Origin of the sequence: Lentzea roselyniae, from assembly GCF_039537795.1 — a bacterium.
Taxonomy (GTDB): Bacteria; Actinomycetota; Actinomycetes; order Mycobacteriales; family Pseudonocardiaceae; genus Lentzea; species Lentzea atacamensis.
Genome location: NZ_BAABBE010000001.1, coordinates 295,632 through 315,241, shown reverse-complemented (window position 1 = coordinate 315,241; position 19,610 = coordinate 295,632). Strand labels below are relative to the sequence as shown.

Here is a 19,610-nt window from a genome sequence, read left to right as displayed (position 1 = left end):
CAAACTCAGGCCAGCAGGCTCCGGACGTGGGCGGCGAGGCGTTGCGCGATCTCGGTGTCCCACTCGTCGTCGGCGGCGGGTTGAGGGGTCTCGCCCGCGACGACGCGTTCGCCGAGCAGGCGCCGCTCGGCGGGCGTGAAGTCGGTGATGGCGCGGCGGAGCAGGGGCAGGGCGTCGTCGAATGCCTCGCCCCGCAGGCCCGTCAGCCACTCGTCGATGAGGCCGAAGAGGCGGGGGTCTGCGGCCAGGAGGGTGGCTGAGCCTCGGAGGAAGCCCGCCACGAATGCCGAGGCGACTGATCTGTGCAGGCGGGCGGCCACGTCGTCGCTGGTCAGCTCGCCCGCTTCCCAGAGCAGGCGGGTGGCTCTGCCCGTCGGGAGGCCGTGGGCCTCCGCCTTGACGAGGGCGTGGAGGGCTCGCCACCAGGTCTTCTGGTGGTCGTCGTCGGCCGCCAGACGGGTGGCCTCGTGGGCGCCGTCGATGGTGGAGAGTGCGTGCTCCGCGGTCTCGTCGTCGACGTTGCGGCAGGCGAGCGGTAGGCCCACGGCGCCTCGGGTGAGGAGGCCGTGCAGCGCGACGCGCAGGAGTTCGGGGTCGGTGCCGCGGACCGATCCGTAGCGGACCGTCCTCGCGAGGTCAGGGAGTGCCGCGAGGAGTTCCAGGGCGTCGGTGGCCATGGCCGCGCACCGGTCGAGGGCGTTGCGGGACTCGATCACCGCGCTGGGCAGTTCGCAGCCGACCGACTTGCTCAGGGTGGCCGCGGCGTCGGCCACTCGCTTGGCCTCCTGTGCCGCCTGGGTCAGGACGGTCTCGGCTGCAGTGTGGACGGTGGTGCCGTGGCGGGCCGCCACCGCCACGGACACCGCGAAGATCGGGTCCCAGCGGAGCTGCCACATCTCGGCGAACGTGCCGAGCGAGTTGGAGCGGTCCGGTTTGCCCCAGGGGACGCCCAGAACTTCCAGCCGTTGCAGGAGCTTTGAGCGTTCGCGGTCGGTGTCCTTGCGGAGGTCCAGCTTCAGCTGCTTGGGCTGGACGTCCGCGGGGAGGCGGAGTTTTCGTTGCAGGCGCTGGAGATCCGCCGCGAGCGGGGAACGCGGAACCGCCTCGCCCACCTCGCCGAGGCGTTCGCCGACGACGAGCTTGCGGTGGACGAGCTGAAGCGGGACCTCGTCGCCACCGCAGAGGACCGCGAGCGCCGCCTCGTTCACCTCGCTGAGGCCCGCGGACGGGCGTTCCCTCAGCGCCGCAAGCGTTTCGGCCAGGCGGACGGCTTCCACCGCGCTCGCCGTCGAGGCCGGGAGGTCTTCTTCCCGAAGGACGGCGGCGGCTTTCGCGAACCAGCGCGGGACCACGTCGTCCTGGTGCTGCCACAGGTGCGCGTACCAGCCCGGGGAGTCGACACCGGCGCCGTACCCCGACTCCGCCGCCAGCTGACCGTGGCTCCACGGCACCCAGGTACCGGAGATCTTGCGGCGGCGCAGTCCTTTGAGGAGTGCTGTGTCGGCGGCGACGGTCGGCTTGGTGAGCAGTGCCGGGACGTGCCAGGCGCCGCAGACCACCGCGATCGGGCCGTCGGTTTCCTTGCGCGCCTTGCGGATCGTCTGGCGCATGAACGCTTCTCGCCGCAGCGTTCGTTCGCCCACCTCGTCCTCGAACTCGGCGCGGACGGCCACCATGGCCTCGGCGATGGCGCCGGCGAGGTCGATCGGGTCGCTCGCGCTGTGCTCGACGACGTCCTCCCACCAGCGTTCCGGGTCGTCGAAGCCGGCCGCCTCGGCGAGCAGGCCGATGGGATCGACGTTGCCGCTCGGGCCGTCGTCACCGATCGAGGCCGCTGCCGGCAGGTCGAAGAAGCGTGCGGTGGCGCCGTTTTCGTCGGCGTAGCGCAGGGCCTGCCACTCGGGGGAGAACTCCGCGAACGGCCAGAAGGCGGCGTTCTCCGGCTCCGCCTCGTCGTGCAGCAGGATCGCGACGGGCGGGGTGAGGGCGTGGACGTGTTCGAGGAGTGCGTCGGCCTCTGGTGGCCCTTCGATCAGGATGAGGCTCGGCCGGACCTGCTCGAGAGCTCTCTTGACCATCCGGGCCGAGCCGGGCCCGTGGTGCCGGATGCCGAGGAGGACCGGCCCTGGATCCGGATCAGTCACCGCTCACGTCCAGACAGGCCCGGTAGAGGTCGCGCCACTCGGCGCGCTCCTTCAGCACGGTCTCCAGGTACTCCTGCCAGACGGTCGCGTCCGACACGCGGTCCTTGATGATCGACCCGATGAGCCCCGACGCGAGCTCGTCCGCGCCGAGCGTGCCGTCGCCGAAGTGGCCGGCGAGCGCCATGCCGTTGGCGATCACCGAGATCGCCTCGGCCGTGGACAGGCTGCCGCTGGGCTTCTTCAGCTGCGTGCGACCGTCCACGGTGGAACCGTTGCGCAGCTCGCGGAAGATCCGCACGACCCTGCGCACCTCGTCCAGCGCCGGCGGCTCGGCCGGGAGCTGGAGCGCCTTGCCGAGCTGCTGCGCGCGGGTCACGACGATCTCGACCTCGGCGTCCTCGGTCGCGGGCGGCGGCAGCACGACGGTGTTGAAGCGCCGCGCGAGCGCCGACGACATCTGGTTGACGCCGCGGTCGCGGTCGTTGGCCGTGGCGATGACCGTGAAGCCGGACACGGCCTGCACCTGGGTGTTGAGCTCCGGGACCGGCAGCGACTTCTCGCTCAGGATGGTGATGAACGAGTCCTGGACCTCGGACGGCATGCGGGTGAGCTCTTCGACCCGGACGACCGAACCCTGTTGCATGGCCTTGAGAACCGGGCTCGGCACGAGTGCCCGCTCGCTCGGGCCTTCCGCGATGAGGCGGGCGTAGTTCCAGCCGTAGCGGACCTGGTCCTCGCTCGTGCCGGCCGTGCCCTGGACGACGAGCGTGGAGTCGCCGCTGATCGCCGCCGCGAGGTGCTCGGACAGCCACGACTTCGCCGTGCCGGGGACGCCCACGAGGAGAAGAGCGCGGTCGGTGACGAGCGTGCCCACGGCGACTTCGACGAGCCTGCGCGCCCCGACGTACTTCGGCGTGATCACGGTGCCGTCGGGGAGGGTGCCGCCGAGGACGTAGGTGACCACGGCCTGGGGGGACAGGTTCCAGTTGGGCGGCCGCTGCCGGTCGTCCTGAGCCGCCACGGCTGCCAGCTCGGCGGCGTACTGCTGTTCGGCCGTCGGCCTGAGCACGGCGGTCACTGGGCCTCCTGGATGCGTTGCCGAGGTGGGAAAGTCTGCCGGGTCACTGAGGGTCGCCGGCCGGTGGGGCGAACGACTCGCGCAACCGGATGCGGAGGCGGAGCACTTCCAGCTCCAGGGAGTTCTCGGGCCAGCGGCGAGTCAGGCCCTCCCAGTTGGCGCCGAGCAGGTCGGCGTCACCGCGGGCCAGCAGCACGGCCGGCGGGCGTCCCGATCGCCAGCGCGGGTCGGGCAGGGCCGCGTAGCGGTGCAGGAGCGCGCGAGTCGTTTCCGGTGACCACGGGGCCGGGAGCTGGGCGCAGGCGTGGTCGAGGAGGTCGTAGTGCCAGTTCACGGAGACGGCGACGACCGCCTGCTCGGCCACGCTCGCGGGCAGGGCCGCGAGCATCTCGAGCTGTTCCATGCCGGTGAGCGTTTCCGCGGCGGCCACGGCCCACGGGCGGGGGTCGGTGGCGGCGGCGAGCTGATCGGCGATGCCGCGCAGGAGGGCGCCGGCCCAGGGACCGCGGCGGAGGACCTTGGCGGCGCCCCTGTCGTCGGTCTGCAGGCGGGAGGTCCAGTAACTCGGCGGAACGCTGGCCGCCGCGGCCCGGATGCGCCCGGCCACGCCCTTCTCGGTGCCGTCGCGCATGAGATCGCGTTGCTCGTCGAGGTCGGGCTGGGTGGTCCAGAGCTCCTCGGTCTGGACGTCGAACCCGTCGTCGGTGCGCCACAGACCCCGGCCGAGGCGGTCGGCCGCCCTCGTCGCCACGGCTGAGCCGGGGAGTTTGCGGAGGAGGCGGAGGGCCTCGTCGTGGACGGCGGAGGCCTTGTCGTCCAGAGCCGATTCGAGGAGTTCCTCGTCGGCGGGGCCGAGCGCGGTCTCGAGGGCGCTGATCAAGACCTGGCGGTCGGCTGAGCGGCGAGCGGTCTCGAACTCCGCGGTGATGAAGGCGCGCACCGCTGCCGGGTCGGACCTGCGTTTGCGGCGAAGCGCCCTGACCCGTTGGGCGCTGGGGAGGTCGAGGACCTCGTCGAGCGGGACCTCGTCGATCAGCGGCGCGGCGCCGGAGGCCCAGGACCAGCCTTCACGGGTGTTGGCGAGCCAGCGGCCGCGCGTGCCGAGGACCTCGACGACGGCGGAGCGGAGACCCGGCCGGGCGGTGCCGAGGGCCAGGAGGGCCGGGAGCATGCGGTGGTCGGCGACCACGTTGTTGGCCTTGGCGAGGGCACACCACTCGGTGAGCAGGACCTCGTCGTCAACGCTCATGATCGCTTCCAGGACCGCTCGCACGGCCGGGCGCGGGAGGTTCGCGGTTTCCGGCGGGGCTTTCGGCAGCGGCTCGGCGGAGACCTCCTGCGGGAGGGTGGCGCCGAACGCGGCGACGCCCAGGGCGGCGCAGTCGGAGAGCAGGTCGGTCGGGGAACCACCGCCGCGGGTGGTGCCGATGAGGAGGTCCTGGACGGTCTTGGACCACTCGGCCTTCACGCCGCCACCTCCCGGGAGGGAGCGAACACGGGCTGAGCGGGCCGTGGCGGTCCGATGATCACGAGACCACCTCCGGGGTGCCGTCGACCGCCACGGCGCCCAGACGGAGAGCGTGGCCGTCCCAGAGGCCCCATGCGTCGAAGGGTGCGCCACCCGTCAGCGCCAGGGCCATGTCCAGGCCGCTGTCGTCGCGCACCGGGATGCCGTGCCCGGACTCGTCGGCCAGGAAGGTGCCGCAGAGGCGAACTGCGGCGCAGCCGAGAGGCGCCAGGCGTTGCCACGGGTCGGCCATCAGGATCGGTTCCAGGGTGGCGAGGGAGGCGCGCCACGTCGGCGGGACCGGCACGGGGTCCGGGGCGCGGGAGCCGGCCAGTTCGCCCAGCGCCACGCGGTCCGAGCCCGGATAGGGGTGGACCAGGGCGGAGGACTCCTGGCCGTGGGGCAGGAGCGGGACCGGGGCGCCCACCGCCGAGTGGCGGATGGCGACCACCCAGCGGCCGGTCTGGCGGCCCCAGCACCACTGGCGGACGGTGCGGACCCGGCCGTCGTCGGTTTCCAGGCGGAGCAGGGCGACCCAGCGGTCGCTGATGCCGGGAGAGGCCTTGACGGTCTCCTCCGGGACGGTGACGCCCAGCCTGGAGCGCGGCTGGACGTGGCACAGCAGGTGGAGGCCGCCCAGGCGGTCGGCCACGTCGGCGGTCCAGCGCGGGCCGGAGCGCGCGACGATCTCCTGGATCTCCGTCACCGCTGCGGCCACGCCGGGCACCTGGGCGTCGATCATGCGGGCCGTGAAGGCCTGCCACCACGAAGCCGGGCGGCCCGGCAACGAGGCCACGCCGGCCGAGGCCACGTCCAGGAGCCAGTCGCGCAGGCCCTCGATGCCCGACGACATCGCGGCGGCTCTGCGGTCGGCCGTCTTCTCGCGGGCACGGGCCCGACGGGCGACGGCTTCCGGGGACGAGTCGAGCTCGCGGGTGGCGCGGCGGGTGGTCCACTCCTCCACCCAGTCCGGCGGCAGGGCGTCCGGGATGTCGAGCTCTTGCAGGCCCACGGCGTGTTTGCAGGGGAACCTGCGGGAGGGACACGTGCACTTCGCGGAGCCTGCGGCCAGATCGACGCACACGCGGTACGGCGTGGTGCCGGAACCCGTGTAGAGGCCCCACAGCACCGGCAGGGCCTTGCCCAGGCCCTGCCAGCGCGTTGGAACGGCTCGTGTCCTCACGGAACCAAAAGTAGCGAGGGCCACCGACAGAAAATCAGGCCGGACCGCGACGGGCCCACGTCCACGCATAAGCCGGGTCCTCACAGGCCTCTGCCGCCTCGCCGAGCTCCAGCGGGCGGAACGTGTCGACCATGACCGCGGTCTCGTCGAAGTAGTCCACTCCCAGGGACGCCTCGACGGCACCGGGCTGCGGTCCGTGCGTGCATCCCGACGGGTGCAACGACATCGAGCCGATGCCGATGCCGGAGCCCTTGCGCGCCTCGTAGTTGCCGCCCACGTAGAACATCAGCTCGTCCGAGTCGACGTTCGCGTGGTTGTACGGCACCGGCACGGCCAGCGGGTGGTAGTCGACCTTGCGCGGGCAGAACGAGCACACCACGAAGTTCGGCCCCTCGAACGTCTGGTGCACGGGCGGCGGCTGGTGCACGCGGCCGGTGATCGGTTCGAAGTCGCGGATGTTGAACACCCACGGGTACAGGTGCCCGTCCCAGCCGACGACGTCGAACGGGTGGTTGGCGTAGGTGAACTTGGTCAGCCCCGCGCGGTGCCGCACGATGACGTCGACGTCGGTGCCCTCGACGAGCAACGGCTCCTCGGGCCCGCGGATGTCCCGCTCGCAGTACGGCGAGTGCTCCAGGAACTGACCGGCCTTCGACAGGTACCGCTTGGGCGGCCCGATGTGCCCCGTCGCCTCCAGCACGAGGAGCGACATCGGCGACGACGGCACCACGCGATACGTGCACGAGGTCGGGATCACGACGTAGTCGCCGTCGCCGACGGTCAACGCGCCGTAGATCGTCTCGATGACGCCGGAACCGGACTGCACGTACAGCAGCTCGTCACCGAAAGCGTTGCGGTACAACGGCGAAGGCACGGAAGCGACCACAAAACCGATGGTCACGTCCGGGTTGCCGAACAGCTTGCGGCGACCGGTCACCGCATCGACCTCGTCAGAAGCCCAGGTCAGATCGGTCGTCTTGAAGTGCCTGGGCTTCAGCGGCAGGTTCGGCGTGACCGTCCCGCGCTCGTCCTTCAGCGTCTCCGCGTTCACGATCGCCGTGGGCAGGTACCGGTGGTAGAGCAGGGCCGAATCGGCCGAGAACCCCTCGACTCCCATCAGCTCTTCCGCGTAGAGCCCACCGTCCGGTTTGCGGAACTGGGTGTGGCGCTTTCGGGGGATCTCCCCGACTTGGCGGTAGTAGGCCATGACCTCTCCGAGGGCGTTCGACTATCGGACATCTTTGTTCAGTTGGCGGTACACGGCTAGCGTGTCAGCCGTGTCAAGCGCTGTCGAACTCCGTGCGCCCGGTCCGCGCGGTACTCCGCCCCTGCTCGCGAGGCTTGTGGACGATGCCGCGCTCTTCCCTCCGGGGAACGCGTCGATGCCCGACGCGGTGCGTGGCCACCTGGACGGACGGGTCGGCGAGTGGTCCGGCGTCATGGGACTGTTCCTGTGCCCGGCGTCCCGTCTCGCCGAGCTCATCACCGAGCTGATCAAGGTCAAGCCACCGAAGCCGATCGCGCTCAGCCTGGTGATCGACACCGGCCTCGGCGGTGTGCCGAAGGCGGTGTCCATCGTCGAGAGCAGAAGCGAGCTCCTGGCGTTGCGCATGGTCGAGATGCCCGCACCGTCCGATGTGGACGAGGTGTGGCTCGAGCGCGTGTCCGAGTTCGTGCCGGAGGACGTCATCCGCGTCGTGGAACCACGTCGCGGCGGCCCTGAGTGGCTCGACGGCGTCCGCAGGGTCATCGAGCACGGCAGCTGGCCCAAGCTCCGCTGCGGCGGGCTGAGCCAGGAGAACTTCCCCAGCGTCGACGAGGTCGCGGACTTCCTGTCCGTCGTCAGCGGTGGCGGCGTCGCGTTCAAGGCGACGGCGGGCCTGCACAAGGCCGTCCGCTACACCGACGAGCAGAACTTCACCCACCACGGCTTCCTGAACCTCCTCGTCGCCACGGCGCGCAGCCTGTCGGGCCGCGACGTGCGGGAGGCGCTCGCGAGCACCGACGCCGAGGCGCTCACCGCCGAGGCCAAGGCCCTGAGCGACCAGGCCGCGCACGCCGTCCGCGGCGTCTTCGCGAGCTACGGCTCGTGCTCCCTCGCCGAACCGATCGCCGACCTCGAGGAGCTTGGACTGCTGTGAGCTGGATCAGCGACCCGAACTTCACGGAAGACCAGCCGTTCGGACCGCAGACCCTCCCCTACGGCGTCGTCGACGGGGGTGTGGCCGTCCGTGTCGGCGACCAGGCGCTGCTCCTCAAGAGCCTCGCGCTGGGCAAGTGCAGCGAGCTCGTCCAGGGCGACTCGCTGGACCCGCTGCTGAAGGCGGGCAGGCCGGTCTGGAGTGCGCTGCGAGCCAAGCTCAAGGAGATCGTCACGGCGACCTCCGCGCCGAAGGGTGCGGAGCTCGTCGGGATCGACACCGCGAAGCTGCCGTTCACCGTCGGCGACTACGTGGACTTCTACTCGAGCAGGCACCACGCGGAGAACGTCGGCCGGATGTTCCGCCCCGACGGCGACCCGCTCACCCCGAACTGGACGCACCTCCCGATCGGCTACCACGGCCGCGCGGGCACGGTGTACGTCTCGGGCACGGACATCGTCCGCCCGAACGGCCAGCGCCGCGGTAGCGAGGGCCCGAAGTTCGGCCCGTCCGAGCGGCTCGACATCGAGGCAGAGGTCGGGTTCGTCTGCGGTGGCCCGACGGCCGCGAACGTGTCCACGAGCAGGGCCGCCGAGCACGTCTTCGGCGTCGCGCTGGTCAACGACTGGTCCGCCCGCGACATCCAGGCGTGGGAGTACCAGCCGCTCGGCCCGTTCCTCGCGAAGTCGTTCGCCACGTCGATCGGCGCCTGGATCACGCCGCTCGAAGCGTTCTCAGTTGCACGCGTCCCGACGCCGCCGCTGCCTAACAAACTGCACGACTACCTCACCTGCGATCAGCCGTGGGGCCTGGACATCACCATCACCGTCGAGCTGAACGACACGATCGTCGCGAGGCCTCCGTTCCGGGAGATGTCGTGGTCATTTGTGCAACAGCTGGCGCACATGACCGTGAACGGCGCTACGGTGCGCCCAGGCGATCTGTTCGCGTCCGGCACGGTCTCCGGACCGGAGAAGGACGAGCGCGGCTCGTTCCTCGAGCTCAGCTGGGGTGGCAAGGAACCGTTCAAGCTCGACGACGGCTCCACGAGGTCTTTTCTGGAGGACGGCGACACGGTCAGGTTGACCGCGACGGCTCCTGGTGAAGGCGGTTCCGTGGTCGGTCTCGCCGAGGTGGTGGGCACAGTTCGGAGTGCGTGATGGTCGGAGCGACGAAGGAGAGCTCGCTGACCCTGGAACGGGGTCTGGCGCTGCTCCAGGCGGTCGCTGAGGCGGAGTCCGAGGCACCGTCGATCTCGGAGCTCGCCACGGCCATCGGCGCGTCCAGGGCAGCCGTCTACCGGCTCCTCGTGCCGCTCCAGGCGCGCGGTCTCGTGCGCAGGGAGGGCTCGAAGGTCCGGCTCGGCCTCGGCGTGCTGAGACTCGCCTCCAACGTCCTCCCCCAGCTGCGGATGGCGGCGAACCCGGCGCTGCGCGAGCTCGCGGAGAAGGTCGGCGCCACCGCTCACCTGACGGTCGCGGACGGCACCGAGGCCCAGGCCGTCGCCGTCGTCGAACCGTCGTGGACCGCTTTCCACGTCGCGTACCGGGTGGGTTCCCGCCATCCGGTGCACCGCGGGGCGGCCGGCAAGGCCATCTCGCAGCCCGTGGAGACGTGGGTCGTCTCCACCGGTGAGCTGCAGCCCAACGCGTGCGGCGTCGCGGCTCCCGTCCGCGGCGTGCCGGGCCTTCGGGCGTCCGTTGGCGTGGTGGCACTGGAGAAGCTCGACGCGGACATCGTCGGCCCGCATGTCGTGCGTGCGGCCGAAGAAGTGGCGGCAGCGCTCAAATGACAGAAGAGCGGCTCAGGCGTTGGCGGCTCCTGCTCGGTCCAAGCGCGGAAGACGTGGCGCAGCTGGGCGATGACGACCAACGGCGTGACGGCGCGCTCACGGGTCTCTACGGCGGCGGCAGCGACCGCGGTGCCGGTTTGGGCGCCAGCTCCCCGCAGCTGCACCGGTGGCTCGGCGACGTCCGCAAGTACTTCCCCACGTCCGTCGTCCAGGTGATGCAACGGGACGCGGTCGAGAAGCTCGGCCTCAGGCAGCTCCTGCTCGAACCCGAACTGCTGCAGTCCGTCGAGCCGGACGTGAACCTCGTCAGCACCCTGCTTCAGCTCTCCCGCGCCATCCCCGCCCGCACCCGCGACACCGCGAAAGCCGTGGTGCGCAAGGTTGTGGAGGACATCGAGAAGCGGCTGAAGGACCGGCTCGTCGAGGCCGTCCGCGGCGCTGTCGACCGTTCCAGGCGCACCCGCCGGCCGCAGCTGCAGGACGTCGACTGGGCCACCACGATCAAGGCCAACCTCAAGAACTACCAGCCGCAGCACAAGACCGTCATCGTCGAGGACCTCATCGGCCACCGCAGGCGCAGCAGGACCGCGGCGATGCGGGACGTGATCCTGCTCGTCGACCAGTCCGGCTCGATGGCGGAGTCGTTGGTGCACGCGGCGGTGCTCGGTTCGGCACTGGCGAGCATCCGCTCGGTCTCGACCCGGCTCGTCGTGTTCGACACCGAGGTCGCGGACCTGACCGACCAGCTCAGCGACCCGGTCGACCTGCTCTTCAGCGCCCAGCTCGGCGGCGGCACGGACATCAACCGCGCGGTCGCCTACGCGCAAACGCAGGTCCGCAGGCCCACCGACACGGTCATCGTGATCATCAGCGACCTGTACGAGGGCGGCTCGGAGGCCGAGCTCCAACGACGGGTCCGCGAACTGGTCGCGAGCGGCGTCACCGTCGTGAACCTGCTGGCGCTCACCGACTCCGGCACACCGGCCTACGACCACGAGCTGGCGGCGAAGCTGTCCGCGTTGGGAGCCCCGGCTTTCGCGTGCACGCCGGACAAGTTCCCCGAACTGCTGGCGGCCGCGCTGCGCAAGGACGACCTCACGCAGTGGGCGGAGTCCGAAGGCATCGCAACGGGCCGTTAGCGCTCCACGACCCGTCCACGGGTGAGGAACGCCAGCCCTCGCGTCATCGCCACGACCCGGCCGCGTTCGTCCGGTCCCGCGATCCAGACCCGTCCGGTGTGCCGGATCAGCACGCGCGCCCGCTCCGGCAGCTCGGGCAGCCGCAGGTTGTTCTCGGAGCCGTCGACCCTCAGGTACGCCTGGCGCCCGATCCGCCGGCCGGGCACGAAGGCCACCGAAACCGGCCGCCACGGAAACCGCTCGATCAGCTGAAGGGTGCCGCGCCGCGTGATGAAGTGCCGCAGTCCCGGCGCCGCCAGTTCCAGCACCACCGGCACGGACAGCACGGTGAGCCACAGCCAGTCGATCATCAGCACGACGCCGAACACCGCGACAGCGAAGAGGATGTGCCCCACCGCGCGACGATCCGCCCGCGCGAGGCAGGTGCCGCTCCAGTTCTCGAGGCCGATCTGCGGGATCATTTCTGGACACGCGCCGGGATGAGCTGCGGCACCCCGCGGAACGTGACCACCGTGTTGCCGGCCGAGTCCGGCGGTACGAACCACACGCGCCGATGGCGCGCGATTCGACCGCGGAGGAGAGGACCTACGCGCAAGGTCAGCAAAAGCGGCGGCGAAGACAGCACGACCAGACGCCCTCCTTCCCATTGCACATGGGCGAAATGCCACGGTTCACCTTCCGGTAAACGCACCGGACGGCGAAGCGTCACCACCCACAGCACTGCAGCGGCGAAGAACAGCAGAACCAGCGCCACCGGTGAGGACCACGACCACACGAGTACCAGGACGAACTGGAGGGCGAAGGCCGCGCCGGCCAGAACTGTCCACATCAGGGCACGACGGCTCGCCCGGTCGACACAGTGCCGGGTCCACCGATCGTCGAGCGCCGTCACCTCGGTGGACGGCTTGTTGGGCACGACCACCTGTCCACCGTACAGGTGACACTTCCCTTCCCGAGCGGAGCTAAGTTAGGCTTGCCTAACCTTCGAGGAGGTGCAGCGGTGACCGACACCCAGACCAAGCGCCCGCCGGCGCCGCACGCCGCCGAGCGCGCTCGCACGATCGCGGCTCGCGGTGGTCATACCGCACTGCTTCCTCAGGCTGGTTCCCGCACCAGCCCGTTGTTCCACCACGTGCACCCGTGCGGAACCGCGGTCTTGCTGCTCCCCGACGAACATCCGCTGGTCGGGCAGCTGTGGCAGACCCCGCGGGCCGAGGTGACGGCCATGCTGGAGATCGCCGACCAGGCGCCGGTGCCGTTGCGCGAGCCCGTCCGCGGCCTGCTGTGGCTCACCGGCTGGGTCGCCGCGCTGGACGGCCGGGAGGCGCGCGACGAGATCCTCGCGGTCGCCGACGTCCGGCCCGACCACCGGCTGCTGGACGCGGGCCACGGCGTCTCCGTGCTGAGGCTCACACCCGCGTCGATGGTGATCGCGGACGCCGAGGGCACGTCGTCGATCCGGCCGGAGCAGTTCGCAAGCGCGATGCCGGACCCGTTCTGCCGCAACGAGGACCACTGGCTGCGGCATCTGGAGGCCGCGCACCGCGACGTCGTCGGCCAGCTCGCCCGGCACCTGCCGGAGGAGCTGCAGAACGGTCACGTGCGCCCGCTCGGGCTCGACCGGTTCGGGCTGCGGCTGCGCGTCGAGGCCGAATGCGACGACCACGACGTGCGGATCGCGTTCTCCAAGCCGGTCAGCACGCCGACGGAACTCGCCGCCGAGCTGCGACGACTGATGGGCTGCCCGTTCCTCTCCCAGAGGTAGCCTCGCGCGGGTGACCTTGATTCCCGCTGCGATTCCGACTGACGAGAAGCGCGGTTACCAGCTCGAGCTGCTGATCGTCTTCAGCATGACGCTCGGGTTGTCCGGCCTGCGCAGTCTCGTGCGGCTGATCGACAGCCTCCTGCAGCCGACCCCGCTGAACCAGCAGTCGGTCGCGATCAACGTCCCGCAGGCGCGCGCGGATCTGCTGGACCTCGTGGCCCAGCTGCTCGGCGTGCTGCAGCTCGCCGCGTGGGGCGGGATCGGCCTGTACCTGTTGTGGCGCACCGGGATCAAGCTGCGCGTGATCGGCCTCGACGGCACCCGCAAGCTCGCGGACTCACTGGGCGCGCTGGGACTCGCCGCGATCATCGGCATCCCCGGCCTCGCGTTCTACTTCGCCGCGTGGGCACTCGGGCTGAACCTCGCCGTCCAACCGTCCACTTTGGACAACGCGTGGTGGATGAGCCTGGCGCTGATCCTCGCCGCCGCCGGCAACGCGTGGGCCGAGGAGGTGCTCGTCGTCGGATACCTGATCACGCGGCTGCAGCAGCTCGGGTTGCGGCAGTGGACGGCCCTGTTCGCGGCCGCCGTGCTGCGCGGCTCGTACCACCTCTACCAGGGCTTCGGCGGGTTCGTCGGCAACCTGGTCATGGGCCTGGTGTTCGGCTTCTACTGGCAGCGCACCAGGCGTCTGTGGCCACTGGTGATCGCTCACACGATCCTCGACGTGGTCGCTTTCGTCGGTTACACAATGTTGCGCGGCAAAGTGAGCTGGTTGCCGTAATGATTCGACCGTAGAATCTGATATTTCACACCATTCGTTGCGAGTTCAGGCCCAGCAGCGGCGATTTGTGCTGTTCAGGGTTACGCTCGTTCGGTGACTGCGCACACGATCGCCGAGACCGAAGCACTCCCGGACGCCGCGCCCCGTGTGGACAGCGAGGTCGGCCCGCTGCGCACGGTGCTGCTGCACCGGCCGGGCAACGAGCTCAAGAGGCTCACCCCGCGCAACAACGACCAGCTGCTGTTCGACGGCGTCCCGTGGGTCGGCAGGGCCCAGGAGGAGCACGACGCGTTCGCCGCGACGCTGACCTCGAAGGGTGTCGAGGTCCTGCTGCTGGCCGACGTGCTGGTCCAGGCGCTGGAGGACAACCGCGCGCGCATCGCGGGCATCCACAGCGCCGTCAACGAGCGCCGCCTCGGCATCGACCTGGCCGATGCGCTGCGCAGCCACCTCACCTCGCTGGACGCGCCACAGCTCGCGCAGGTGCTGATGACCGGCATGACGTTCGAGGAGCTGCCCGCCGCCGAAGGTGCGTCGCTGGTGCGCAGGATGCACCTGCCGATCGACTTCGCCGTCGACCCGCTGCCGAACCTGCTCTTCACCCGCGACTCGTCGGTCTGGGTCGGCGACCGCGTGGCCATCACGTCGCTCGCGCTGCCCGCCCGCGACCGCGAGACGACGCTGACCGACCTGATCTACGCCTACCACCCGCGGTTCCGCCGCACGGGCCGCGCGTACGGCGCCCACTCGGCCCCGCTGGAGGGTGGCGACGTGCTGCTGCTCGCGCCGGGCGTGATCGCCATCGGCGTCGGTGAGCGCACGACCCCGGCGGGCGCCGAGTCGTTCGCCCGCTCGGCGCTCGCGGACGGTCTCGCGCACACGGTGCTGGCGGTGCCGATCGCGCAGGAACGCGCCACGATGCACCTCGACACCGTCTGCACGATGGTCGACCGGGACGCCGTGGTGATGTACCCGGCGATCAGGCACAACCTGTCCGCGTACCCGATGCGCCTCGACGGCAACGGCGGCGTGCGCGTCGACGGCCCGGTGCCGTTCCTGGAGGCGGCAGCCGAAGCGATGGGCATCGAGCGGCTGCGGGTGATCGACACCGGCCTCGACCCCGTCACCGCGGAGCGCGAGCAGTGGGACGACGGCAACAACACGCTGGCAGTCGGTCCTGGTCTCGTCGTGGCGTACGAGCGCAACGTCGAGACGAACGAGCGCCTGGAGGCCGCGGGCATCGAGGTGCTGCGCATCGCCGGTTCGGAACTGGGCTCCGGCCGCGGCGGCCCGCGGTGCATGTCGTGCCCGATTGACCGCGCGCCATTGGTGTGACCGTTAGGAATGCCTAACCTTTGTTTGGTTCACCTTTCCAAACAAAGGTTAGCTTTTCCTGGAATGCGGGGGTCTCTCTTTTGAGCTAACGTACTCCGCATGGCCTCGAACGTGAAGAAGATTGCCCTGAAGAAGTCCAAGTTCCACGAGCTCCTGCAGACTCAGGTCGGCAACGAGTTTTCCGCCTCGCAGCAGTACATCGCGCTCGCCGTGTGGTTCGACAACGAGGACCTCCCGCGCCTCGCGTCGCACTTCTACAAGCAGGCTCTCGAAGAGCGCAACCACGCGATGATGATCGTGCAGTTCCTCATGGACAACGACATCCCGGTCGCCATTCCCGGCACCGCCGAGCCGATCAACGAGTTCAAGGCACCGCGCGACCTCGTCGACCTGGCCCTGCGCCAGGAGCAGCAGGTCACCGACCAGATCGTCGCCCTCGCCAGGGCCGCCCGCGAGGAGGGCGACTACATCGGCGAGCAGTTCATGCAGTGGTTCCTCAAGGAGCAGGTCGAGGAGGTTTCCTCGATGAAGACGCTGCTCACGATCATGGACCGCGCGGACGGCAACATGTTCTACGTGGAGACGTTCCTCACCCGCGAAACCGTGGGCGACGGCGGCGACTCCGGCGCCCCGACCGCCGCCGGTGGCACGGTCTGAGTTTTCTTCACACGCTTGAGTGCCTGTTTTCTTCGAGCCCGCCTCACCTTCACCGGTGAGGCGGGCTTTTTCGGTTGAGCCGGGCCGCCTGCCGCGTGAGGTATTCTCGCTCGGCGAGGTTCGACGCTTTTTCAGCCGCCTCAACGTAAAGCCGCGCCGCCGTTTGCTCGTCACCGTCCCGCTCGTGGAGGTAGGCGGCCACAGCCGTGTAGCGCGGCAGTGAGTCGTCGAGCTCTCCGAGCGCTTTCAGCCCGGCGCGCGGCCCGTCCGCCTCACCCACGGCCACGGCGCGGTTGAGCCGCACGATCGGGCTGTCGGTGAGCTTGGCGAGCTCGTCGTACCACTCGACGATCTGCACCCAGTCCGTTTCCCCGGCTTCGGGTGCGTCGGCGTGCAGTGCCGCGATGGCCGCCTGGGCCTGGAACTCGCCGAGCCGGTCCTTCGCGAGCGCTGCCTGCAAGATCTCCACGCCCTCCGCGATCATCCTGGTGTCCCACCTGCGCCGGTCCTGGTCCGCGAGCGCGACCAGACTGCCGTCGGCGGCAGTTCTGCTGGCACGCCTGGCGTGGTGCAGGAGCATGAGGGCGAGCAGGCCGGCGACCTCGGGATGGTCGATGGCAGCGGCGAGCTGCAGGGTGAGCCTGATGGCCTCGGCGGCGAGGTCGACGTCGCCGGAGTAGCCCTCGTTGAAGACGAGGTAGAGCACGCGCAAGACGGTGGCGACGTCGCCCGGCTGGTCGAACCGCACGTCGCCGACCGTCTTCTTGGCGCGGCTGATGCGCTGAGCCATGGTCGCCTCTGGCACGAGGTAGGCCTGGGCGATCTGACGGGTGGTCAGGCCACCGACGGCCCGCAGGGTGAGCGCGACCGCCGATGAAGGTGTGAGGGACGGATGCGCGCACAGGAAGTAGAGCTGCAGCGTGTCGTCAGTGTCCGACGCCGCCCCCGGCGCCGGTTCCGCCTCGACGAGGTCCTCACGACGCTTTCGCGCCGTCTCGGCCCGGGTCGCGTCGAGGAACTTGCGCCAGGCCGCCGTGACCAGCCACCCCTTCGGATCCCGCGGCGGATCGTCCGGCCACACGCGAACAGCCTCGATCAGCGCGTCCTGCACGGCGTCCTCGGCCGCCGCGAAGTCGGCTCCGCGGCGGACGAGAATCCCGAGCACTGCCGGCGTGAGGCTCCTGATCAGCGCATCGTCCATGCTCACTCCGTGATCGTCGGCGGGTTGCCGTAGAACGGACGGACCTCGAGCCACTCGTGGATCGGCTTGCCGTCCTTACCCGGCGCCGCCGACAGCTCTCCCGCCAGCTCGATCGCACGCTCGTAGCTGTCGACGTCGACCACCATCCACCCGGCGATCAAATCCTTCGTCTCGGCGAACGGCCCGTCGGTGACCGGCGGCTTGCCCTCACCGTCGTACCGGACCCACGTGCCCTCCGTGGAAAGCGCCTGGCCGTCGACGAACTCGCCGGTCCCCTCCAGCTTGGCCGCGAAGTCGCGCATGTACTGCACGTGCGCGGTGATCTCGTCCTGCGTCCACTGGTCCATCGGCACGTCGTTGACCGCCGCCGGGGCGCCGCGGTAGTGCTTGAGCAGCAGGTACTTGGCCATCTCCGGTGTCTCCCTCTGTGCGTTGCGACCCATCTTGGTCGGTTTCACAGCGGGGACGGAGCCGTGCGGAGCTTCTCGACACCCCTCTTCAAGATTTTTCCGCTAGTTGTGGCAGTCCTGGTCCGCGAGCGAGATGAACGCTGCAACGACCTTGCCCTTGTCCAGGCCGAAGACGAACCTTGCTGCCGGGTTGTTGTCGGCGACGGCGCTGTAGAGTAGTTCGGACCGATCGGCTTGAGGTTGGTGTATTCGGCCTTGAGTTTCGCCTCGGTCACCCCGATGCCGACGCCATCGGACGACATCGCGGGGGAGAAGGTGATGGTCGAGACGCCCAGTTTCGTGGACACCCACGTCTTCTCGCTGGTTCCGATGACGTCGTGAAGCGTGCAGGTGTGGGCACCCGTGTCGCTACCGTGGAGTTGAGGGCCGATCAGCTTGGCGTCCAGGGCCTGCTGCCGCGTCATGCCGAGCTTGAGCTTGCCGTAGCCGAACGAGTCGATCACCGGTCTGGCCGGTGGCGCCGGCGCGTTCGTGACGGTCTGGGTCACGACCTCGGTCACCACCGACACGGCGGGCTCCGGCACGGGCGGCGTTGAAGTGGCGTTGTTGTCGGGCGTCGGCGTCTGCGTCGGCGTCGGCGTGGACGTGCAGGCAGCCAGGCCGAGAGCCGCGGCGACGGTGACGAGGATGAGGATGAGCGAGCGGTTCATTTCTTGTTCTCCAGATGTGGGTTGGTTGCTGAGAACTCTGCTGGAGCCGCCTCCAAGGAACCTGCAGACGGCCTGCAAGTCCCTGCACGGCGGTGTCAGAGCAGGTACATCGAGCAGTCGGTGGCCTTGACGCCGAGCTTGGCGGTGACGACCTCGTTCGCGTCGTTGCCGGGCTCGCCGGTGAAGGAGTAGAGGTGGGTGCCGTCCAGGTCGACGGACCAGCCGCTGCGGTACTCGGTGGCGTTCGGGTAAGCACGCCTCACCTCGGCGAAGGTCGAGCCGGTACCGATGCCCCTGGACGTCCTCGCGTCGGCGGGCAGTGAGATGCGGACGACGCCGTGCTTCCTCGAGACCGCGATCCTGTCGTCGCCCACGCAGATGCCGTCGCCGTCGCTCTCCCAGGTCAGGGTGGTCAGACCGGCGGCCCTGGCCTCGTCGAGCGTCATGCCGAGCTTCAACGCGCCGTAGCCGAGGCGTCCGTCGGACTTCACAGCCTGCGGCTTGGGCGGGTGGGTGACCGTGGACGTCACAACCTCGGTCACCACGGAGGGCGGCGCCGGCGTTTCGGCCGGGGCGGAGGAAGGCGTCATTTGCGGCGCGGCGTTGTTTTCCGGCGCGGGCGCGGAAGTGCACGCGGCGATTCCGGCGACTGCGACAGCGGCAAGGAAGACGAGCTTGATCAAGCTGTTCATTCAAACCCCCAGGCTTGTTCAGAAGACATCCATAAGACGCCATTCCTGACTGGTGGTTGCGAAGCCTGCTGTCACAGAAAAGTCACGACAAACGCCCGCCAAATGGGCGCATAAAAGGCATAGGACGTCGCCTGAGCTGGACGGTTGCCAGCAAGGTCGTCACGAGAATGTCACGACATCGGCGAGGCGAAAAGGGGCTGCTGAAGTCCCGCCGCACCCCCAAGAACGGCGGGACCTCAGCAAGATCAAATGGTCAGGCCGCCGAGCAGTCGTTGGCGTTCAAACGCATTCGAACGGTGGTAACCGTGACGCCATCGGTTTCGAACACGTACGTCCATTTCGGCGTTGCCGCCATTTCCACCCGCAGTTCCGAACCGTTCTGCGTGGCCGTCGGATAGGAGGTCTTCACGTCGGCCACCTTCGAGCCCGCGCCGACGCCCCGCTGCGTCTTGGCGTAGCTCGGCAGAGTCAGCCGGACGATTCCCCTGGCCGGCGAGATGATCGTGGCGTTGCTGTCCGGCACGGTCGTCGTGGCGTAGGCGACGCACCTGCCTTCCGCGTCGGCGGGGCTGCTCGGCTCGACCAGCGAGCCGGTCTTCAGCGCGTCCGCCTCGCTCATCCCGAGCGCGAGCTTGCCGACCGCGCCAGGCTCGGCGGGCGGCGGGGCCGGCGGAGTGGTCGTGCGCGGTTTGGTGGAGCTTGATCCCGTGGTGCCGCCGGGAGTGCCTGGGGTGTTGCCGTTGGAGTTCGGTGCAGGAGGGTTGACCGTCACGATCGTGGTCTGGGTGATGGTGCTGACCGACGGCGAGGGCGGGGTCGAGGAGGAGGTCGGCAGGGAGGTCGGCAGCAGGTCACCTGCCGTGCGGTCCGTCGACGAAGGCAGCTGGGTCAGTCCGATCCCGGCACCGATCAGGGTGACCACGGCGAAAGCGGTGGTCACGGCGGAGCGTCGTCGTCGCCGGCGATCGGCACCGCGAAGCACCGCGTCGGTCGCGTCCGGAGTCACGTGGACGTCCAGCCGATCGTCGCTGAAGAGCCTGCGCAGCTCGTCGTCGAGGTCGTCGCCCACCGG

20 protein-coding genes are annotated in these 19,610 nt (G+C 69.8%); 8 read left to right on the top strand and 12 right to left on the bottom strand.

Going from position 1 to position 19,610, the window contains the following annotated elements:
- Window positions 1-5: 5 nt before the first annotated feature.
- Genes ABFX45_RS01575 through ABFX45_RS01555 form a run of 5 tightly spaced genes read right to left on the bottom strand, consistent with a single transcriptional unit; the run spans window position 6 to window position 7,119 of the window.
- Window positions 6-2,144, bottom strand: a complete 2,139-nt coding sequence (locus ABFX45_RS01575) for a DUF5682 family protein (RefSeq protein ID WP_233442005.1) — start codon at window positions 2,142-2,144, stop codon at window positions 6-8.
- The gene (locus ABFX45_RS01570; protein WP_109630445.1) at window positions 2,137-3,222 is read right to left on the bottom strand and encodes an ATP-binding protein; all 1,086 of its coding nucleotides are present in this window, start codon (window positions 3,220-3,222) and stop codon (window positions 2,137-2,139) included. The genes ABFX45_RS01575 and ABFX45_RS01570 overlap by 8 nt, the downstream gene beginning before the upstream one ends.
- 43 nt (window positions 3,223-3,265) lie before the next feature.
- The gene (locus ABFX45_RS01565) at window positions 3,266-4,690 is read right to left on the bottom strand and encodes a DUF5691 domain-containing protein (RefSeq protein ID WP_109630442.1); all 1,425 of its coding nucleotides are present in this window, start codon (window positions 4,688-4,690) and stop codon (window positions 3,266-3,268) included.
- 58 nt (window positions 4,691-4,748) lie between these two features.
- The gene (locus tag ABFX45_RS01560) at window positions 4,749-5,912 is read right to left on the bottom strand and encodes an SWIM zinc finger family protein (protein WP_112226368.1); all 1,164 of its coding nucleotides are present in this window, start codon (window positions 5,910-5,912) and stop codon (window positions 4,749-4,751) included.
- 34 nt (window positions 5,913-5,946) lie between these two features.
- The gene (locus ABFX45_RS01555) at window positions 5,947-7,119 is read right to left on the bottom strand and encodes a homogentisate 1,2-dioxygenase (RefSeq protein WP_109630436.1); all 1,173 of its coding nucleotides are present in this window, start codon (window positions 7,117-7,119) and stop codon (window positions 5,947-5,949) included.
- A gap of 70 nt (window positions 7,120-7,189) precedes the next feature.
- Here ABFX45_RS01555 and ABFX45_RS01550 point away from each other — a divergent pair, with 70 nt between their 5' ends.
- The 4 genes from ABFX45_RS01550 to ABFX45_RS01535 are packed head-to-tail and all read left to right on the top strand — an operon-like array spanning window position 7,190 to window position 10,984.
- Window positions 7,190-8,053: a hypothetical protein gene (locus ABFX45_RS01550; protein ID WP_109630433.1), complete on the top strand. Its 864-nt coding sequence runs from the start codon at window positions 7,190-7,192 to the stop codon at window positions 8,051-8,053.
- Window positions 8,050-9,213, top strand: coding sequence for a fumarylacetoacetate hydrolase family protein (locus tag ABFX45_RS01545; RefSeq protein WP_109630429.1), 1,164 nt, complete (start codon window positions 8,050-8,052; stop codon window positions 9,211-9,213). The genes ABFX45_RS01550 and ABFX45_RS01545 overlap by 4 nt, the downstream gene beginning before the upstream one ends.
- Window positions 9,213-9,845, top strand: coding sequence for an IclR family transcriptional regulator (locus ABFX45_RS01540; RefSeq protein WP_346127005.1), 633 nt, complete (start codon window positions 9,213-9,215; stop codon window positions 9,843-9,845). The genes ABFX45_RS01545 and ABFX45_RS01540 overlap by 1 nt, the downstream gene beginning before the upstream one ends.
- Window positions 9,842-10,984 carry a VWA domain-containing protein gene (locus tag ABFX45_RS01535; protein ID WP_346127003.1) on the top strand — a complete coding sequence of 381 codons (1,143 nt, stop codon included), beginning with the start codon at window positions 9,842-9,844 and terminating at the stop codon, window positions 10,982-10,984. The genes ABFX45_RS01540 and ABFX45_RS01535 overlap by 4 nt, the downstream gene beginning before the upstream one ends.
- On the opposite strand, the gene ABFX45_RS01530 is transcribed toward ABFX45_RS01535, so the two are convergent.
- Both ABFX45_RS01530 and ABFX45_RS01525 read right to left on the bottom strand, forming a co-directional pair.
- Complete coding sequence (locus ABFX45_RS01530) at window positions 10,981-11,445, bottom strand: hypothetical protein (RefSeq protein WP_109630419.1); 465 nt, start codon at window positions 11,443-11,445, stop codon at window positions 10,981-10,983. The genes ABFX45_RS01535 and ABFX45_RS01530 overlap by 4 nt on opposite strands.
- The gene (locus tag ABFX45_RS01525) at window positions 11,442-11,906 is read right to left on the bottom strand and encodes a hypothetical protein (RefSeq protein ID WP_346127000.1); all 465 of its coding nucleotides are present in this window, start codon (window positions 11,904-11,906) and stop codon (window positions 11,442-11,444) included. The genes ABFX45_RS01530 and ABFX45_RS01525 overlap by 4 nt, the downstream gene beginning before the upstream one ends.
- A 78-nt stretch (window positions 11,907-11,984) precedes the next feature.
- Here ABFX45_RS01525 and ABFX45_RS01520 point away from each other — a divergent pair, with 78 nt between their 5' ends.
- From ABFX45_RS01520 to ABFX45_RS01505, 4 genes are all read left to right on the top strand, one after another.
- On the top strand, window positions 11,985-12,749 hold the full coding sequence (locus ABFX45_RS01520; protein ID WP_346126999.1) for a DUF2470 domain-containing protein: 765 nt from the start codon (window positions 11,985-11,987) through the stop codon (window positions 12,747-12,749).
- 85 nt (window positions 12,750-12,834) lie between these two features.
- Window positions 12,835-13,533: a CPBP family intramembrane glutamic endopeptidase gene (locus ABFX45_RS01515; protein ID WP_109632998.1), complete on the top strand. Its 699-nt coding sequence runs from the start codon at window positions 12,835-12,837 to the stop codon at window positions 13,531-13,533.
- A 147-nt stretch (window positions 13,534-13,680) separates the two neighbouring features.
- Window positions 13,681-14,868: an arginine deiminase gene (locus ABFX45_RS01510; protein WP_109632996.1), complete on the top strand. Its 1,188-nt coding sequence runs from the start codon at window positions 13,681-13,683 to the stop codon at window positions 14,866-14,868.
- A gap of 99 nt (window positions 14,869-14,967) precedes the next feature.
- Window positions 14,968-15,525 (top strand): ferritin, encoded by a 558-nt coding sequence (locus ABFX45_RS01505; RefSeq protein ID WP_109630413.1) that lies wholly within the window; start codon window positions 14,968-14,970, stop codon window positions 15,523-15,525.
- A gap of 49 nt (window positions 15,526-15,574) precedes the next feature.
- On the opposite strand, the gene ABFX45_RS01500 is transcribed toward ABFX45_RS01505, so the two are convergent.
- The 5 genes from ABFX45_RS01500 to ABFX45_RS01480 form a co-directional block, all read right to left on the bottom strand.
- Window positions 15,575-16,726: an RNA polymerase sigma factor gene (locus tag ABFX45_RS01500; RefSeq protein WP_346126996.1), complete on the bottom strand. Its 1,152-nt coding sequence runs from the start codon at window positions 16,724-16,726 to the stop codon at window positions 15,575-15,577.
- Between the two features lie 2 nt (window positions 16,727-16,728).
- Complete coding sequence (locus tag ABFX45_RS01495; protein WP_109632994.1) at window positions 16,729-17,136, bottom strand: YciI family protein; 408 nt, start codon at window positions 17,134-17,136, stop codon at window positions 16,729-16,731.
- Between the two features lie 44 nt (window positions 17,137-17,180).
- Window positions 17,181-17,846 (bottom strand): hypothetical protein, encoded by a 666-nt coding sequence (locus ABFX45_RS01490; protein WP_346126994.1) that lies wholly within the window; start codon window positions 17,844-17,846, stop codon window positions 17,181-17,183.
- 95 nt (window positions 17,847-17,941) lie between these two features.
- On the bottom strand, window positions 17,942-18,538 hold the full coding sequence (locus ABFX45_RS01485; RefSeq protein WP_346126992.1) for a hypothetical protein: 597 nt from the start codon (window positions 18,536-18,538) through the stop codon (window positions 17,942-17,944).
- Between the two features lie 253 nt (window positions 18,539-18,791).
- Window positions 18,792-19,607, bottom strand: coding sequence for a hypothetical protein (locus ABFX45_RS01480; RefSeq protein ID WP_346126990.1), 816 nt, complete (start codon window positions 19,605-19,607; stop codon window positions 18,792-18,794).
- Window positions 19,608-19,610: the final 3 nt, after the last annotated feature.

Bases quoted from the DNA above. Each gene is read 5' to 3' on its own strand.
- ABFX45_RS01555 (WP_109630436.1), bottom strand. From the start codon at position 7,119: ATGGCCTACTACCGCCAAGTCGGGGAGATCCCCCGAAAGCGCCACACC.
- ABFX45_RS01540 (WP_346127005.1), top strand. From the start codon at position 9,213: ATGGTCGGAGCGACGAAGGAGAGCTCGCTGACCCTGGAACGGGGTCTG.
- ABFX45_RS01535 (WP_346127003.1), top strand. From the start codon at position 9,842: ATGACAGAAGAGCGGCTCAGGCGTTGGCGGCTCCTGCTCGGTCCAAGC.
- ABFX45_RS01530 (WP_109630419.1), bottom strand. From the start codon at position 11,445: ATGATCCCGCAGATCGGCCTCGAGAACTGGAGCGGCACCTGCCTCGCG.
- ABFX45_RS01515 (WP_109632998.1), top strand. From the start codon at position 12,835: ATGACGCTCGGGTTGTCCGGCCTGCGCAGTCTCGTGCGGCTGATCGAC.
- ABFX45_RS01505 (WP_109630413.1), top strand. From the start codon at position 14,968: ATGGCCTCGAACGTGAAGAAGATTGCCCTGAAGAAGTCCAAGTTCCAC.
- ABFX45_RS01500 (WP_346126996.1), bottom strand. From the start codon at position 16,726: ATGGACGATGCGCTGATCAGGAGCCTCACGCCGGCAGTGCTCGGGATT.
- ABFX45_RS01495 (WP_109632994.1), bottom strand. From the start codon at position 17,136: ATGGCCAAGTACCTGCTGCTCAAGCACTACCGCGGCGCCCCGGCGGCG.
- ABFX45_RS01490 (WP_346126994.1), bottom strand. From the start codon at position 17,846: ATGAACCGCTCGCTCATCCTCATCCTCGTCACCGTCGCCGCGGCTCTC.
- ABFX45_RS01485 (WP_346126992.1), bottom strand. From the start codon at position 18,538: ATGAACAGCTTGATCAAGCTCGTCTTCCTTGCCGCTGTCGCAGTCGCC.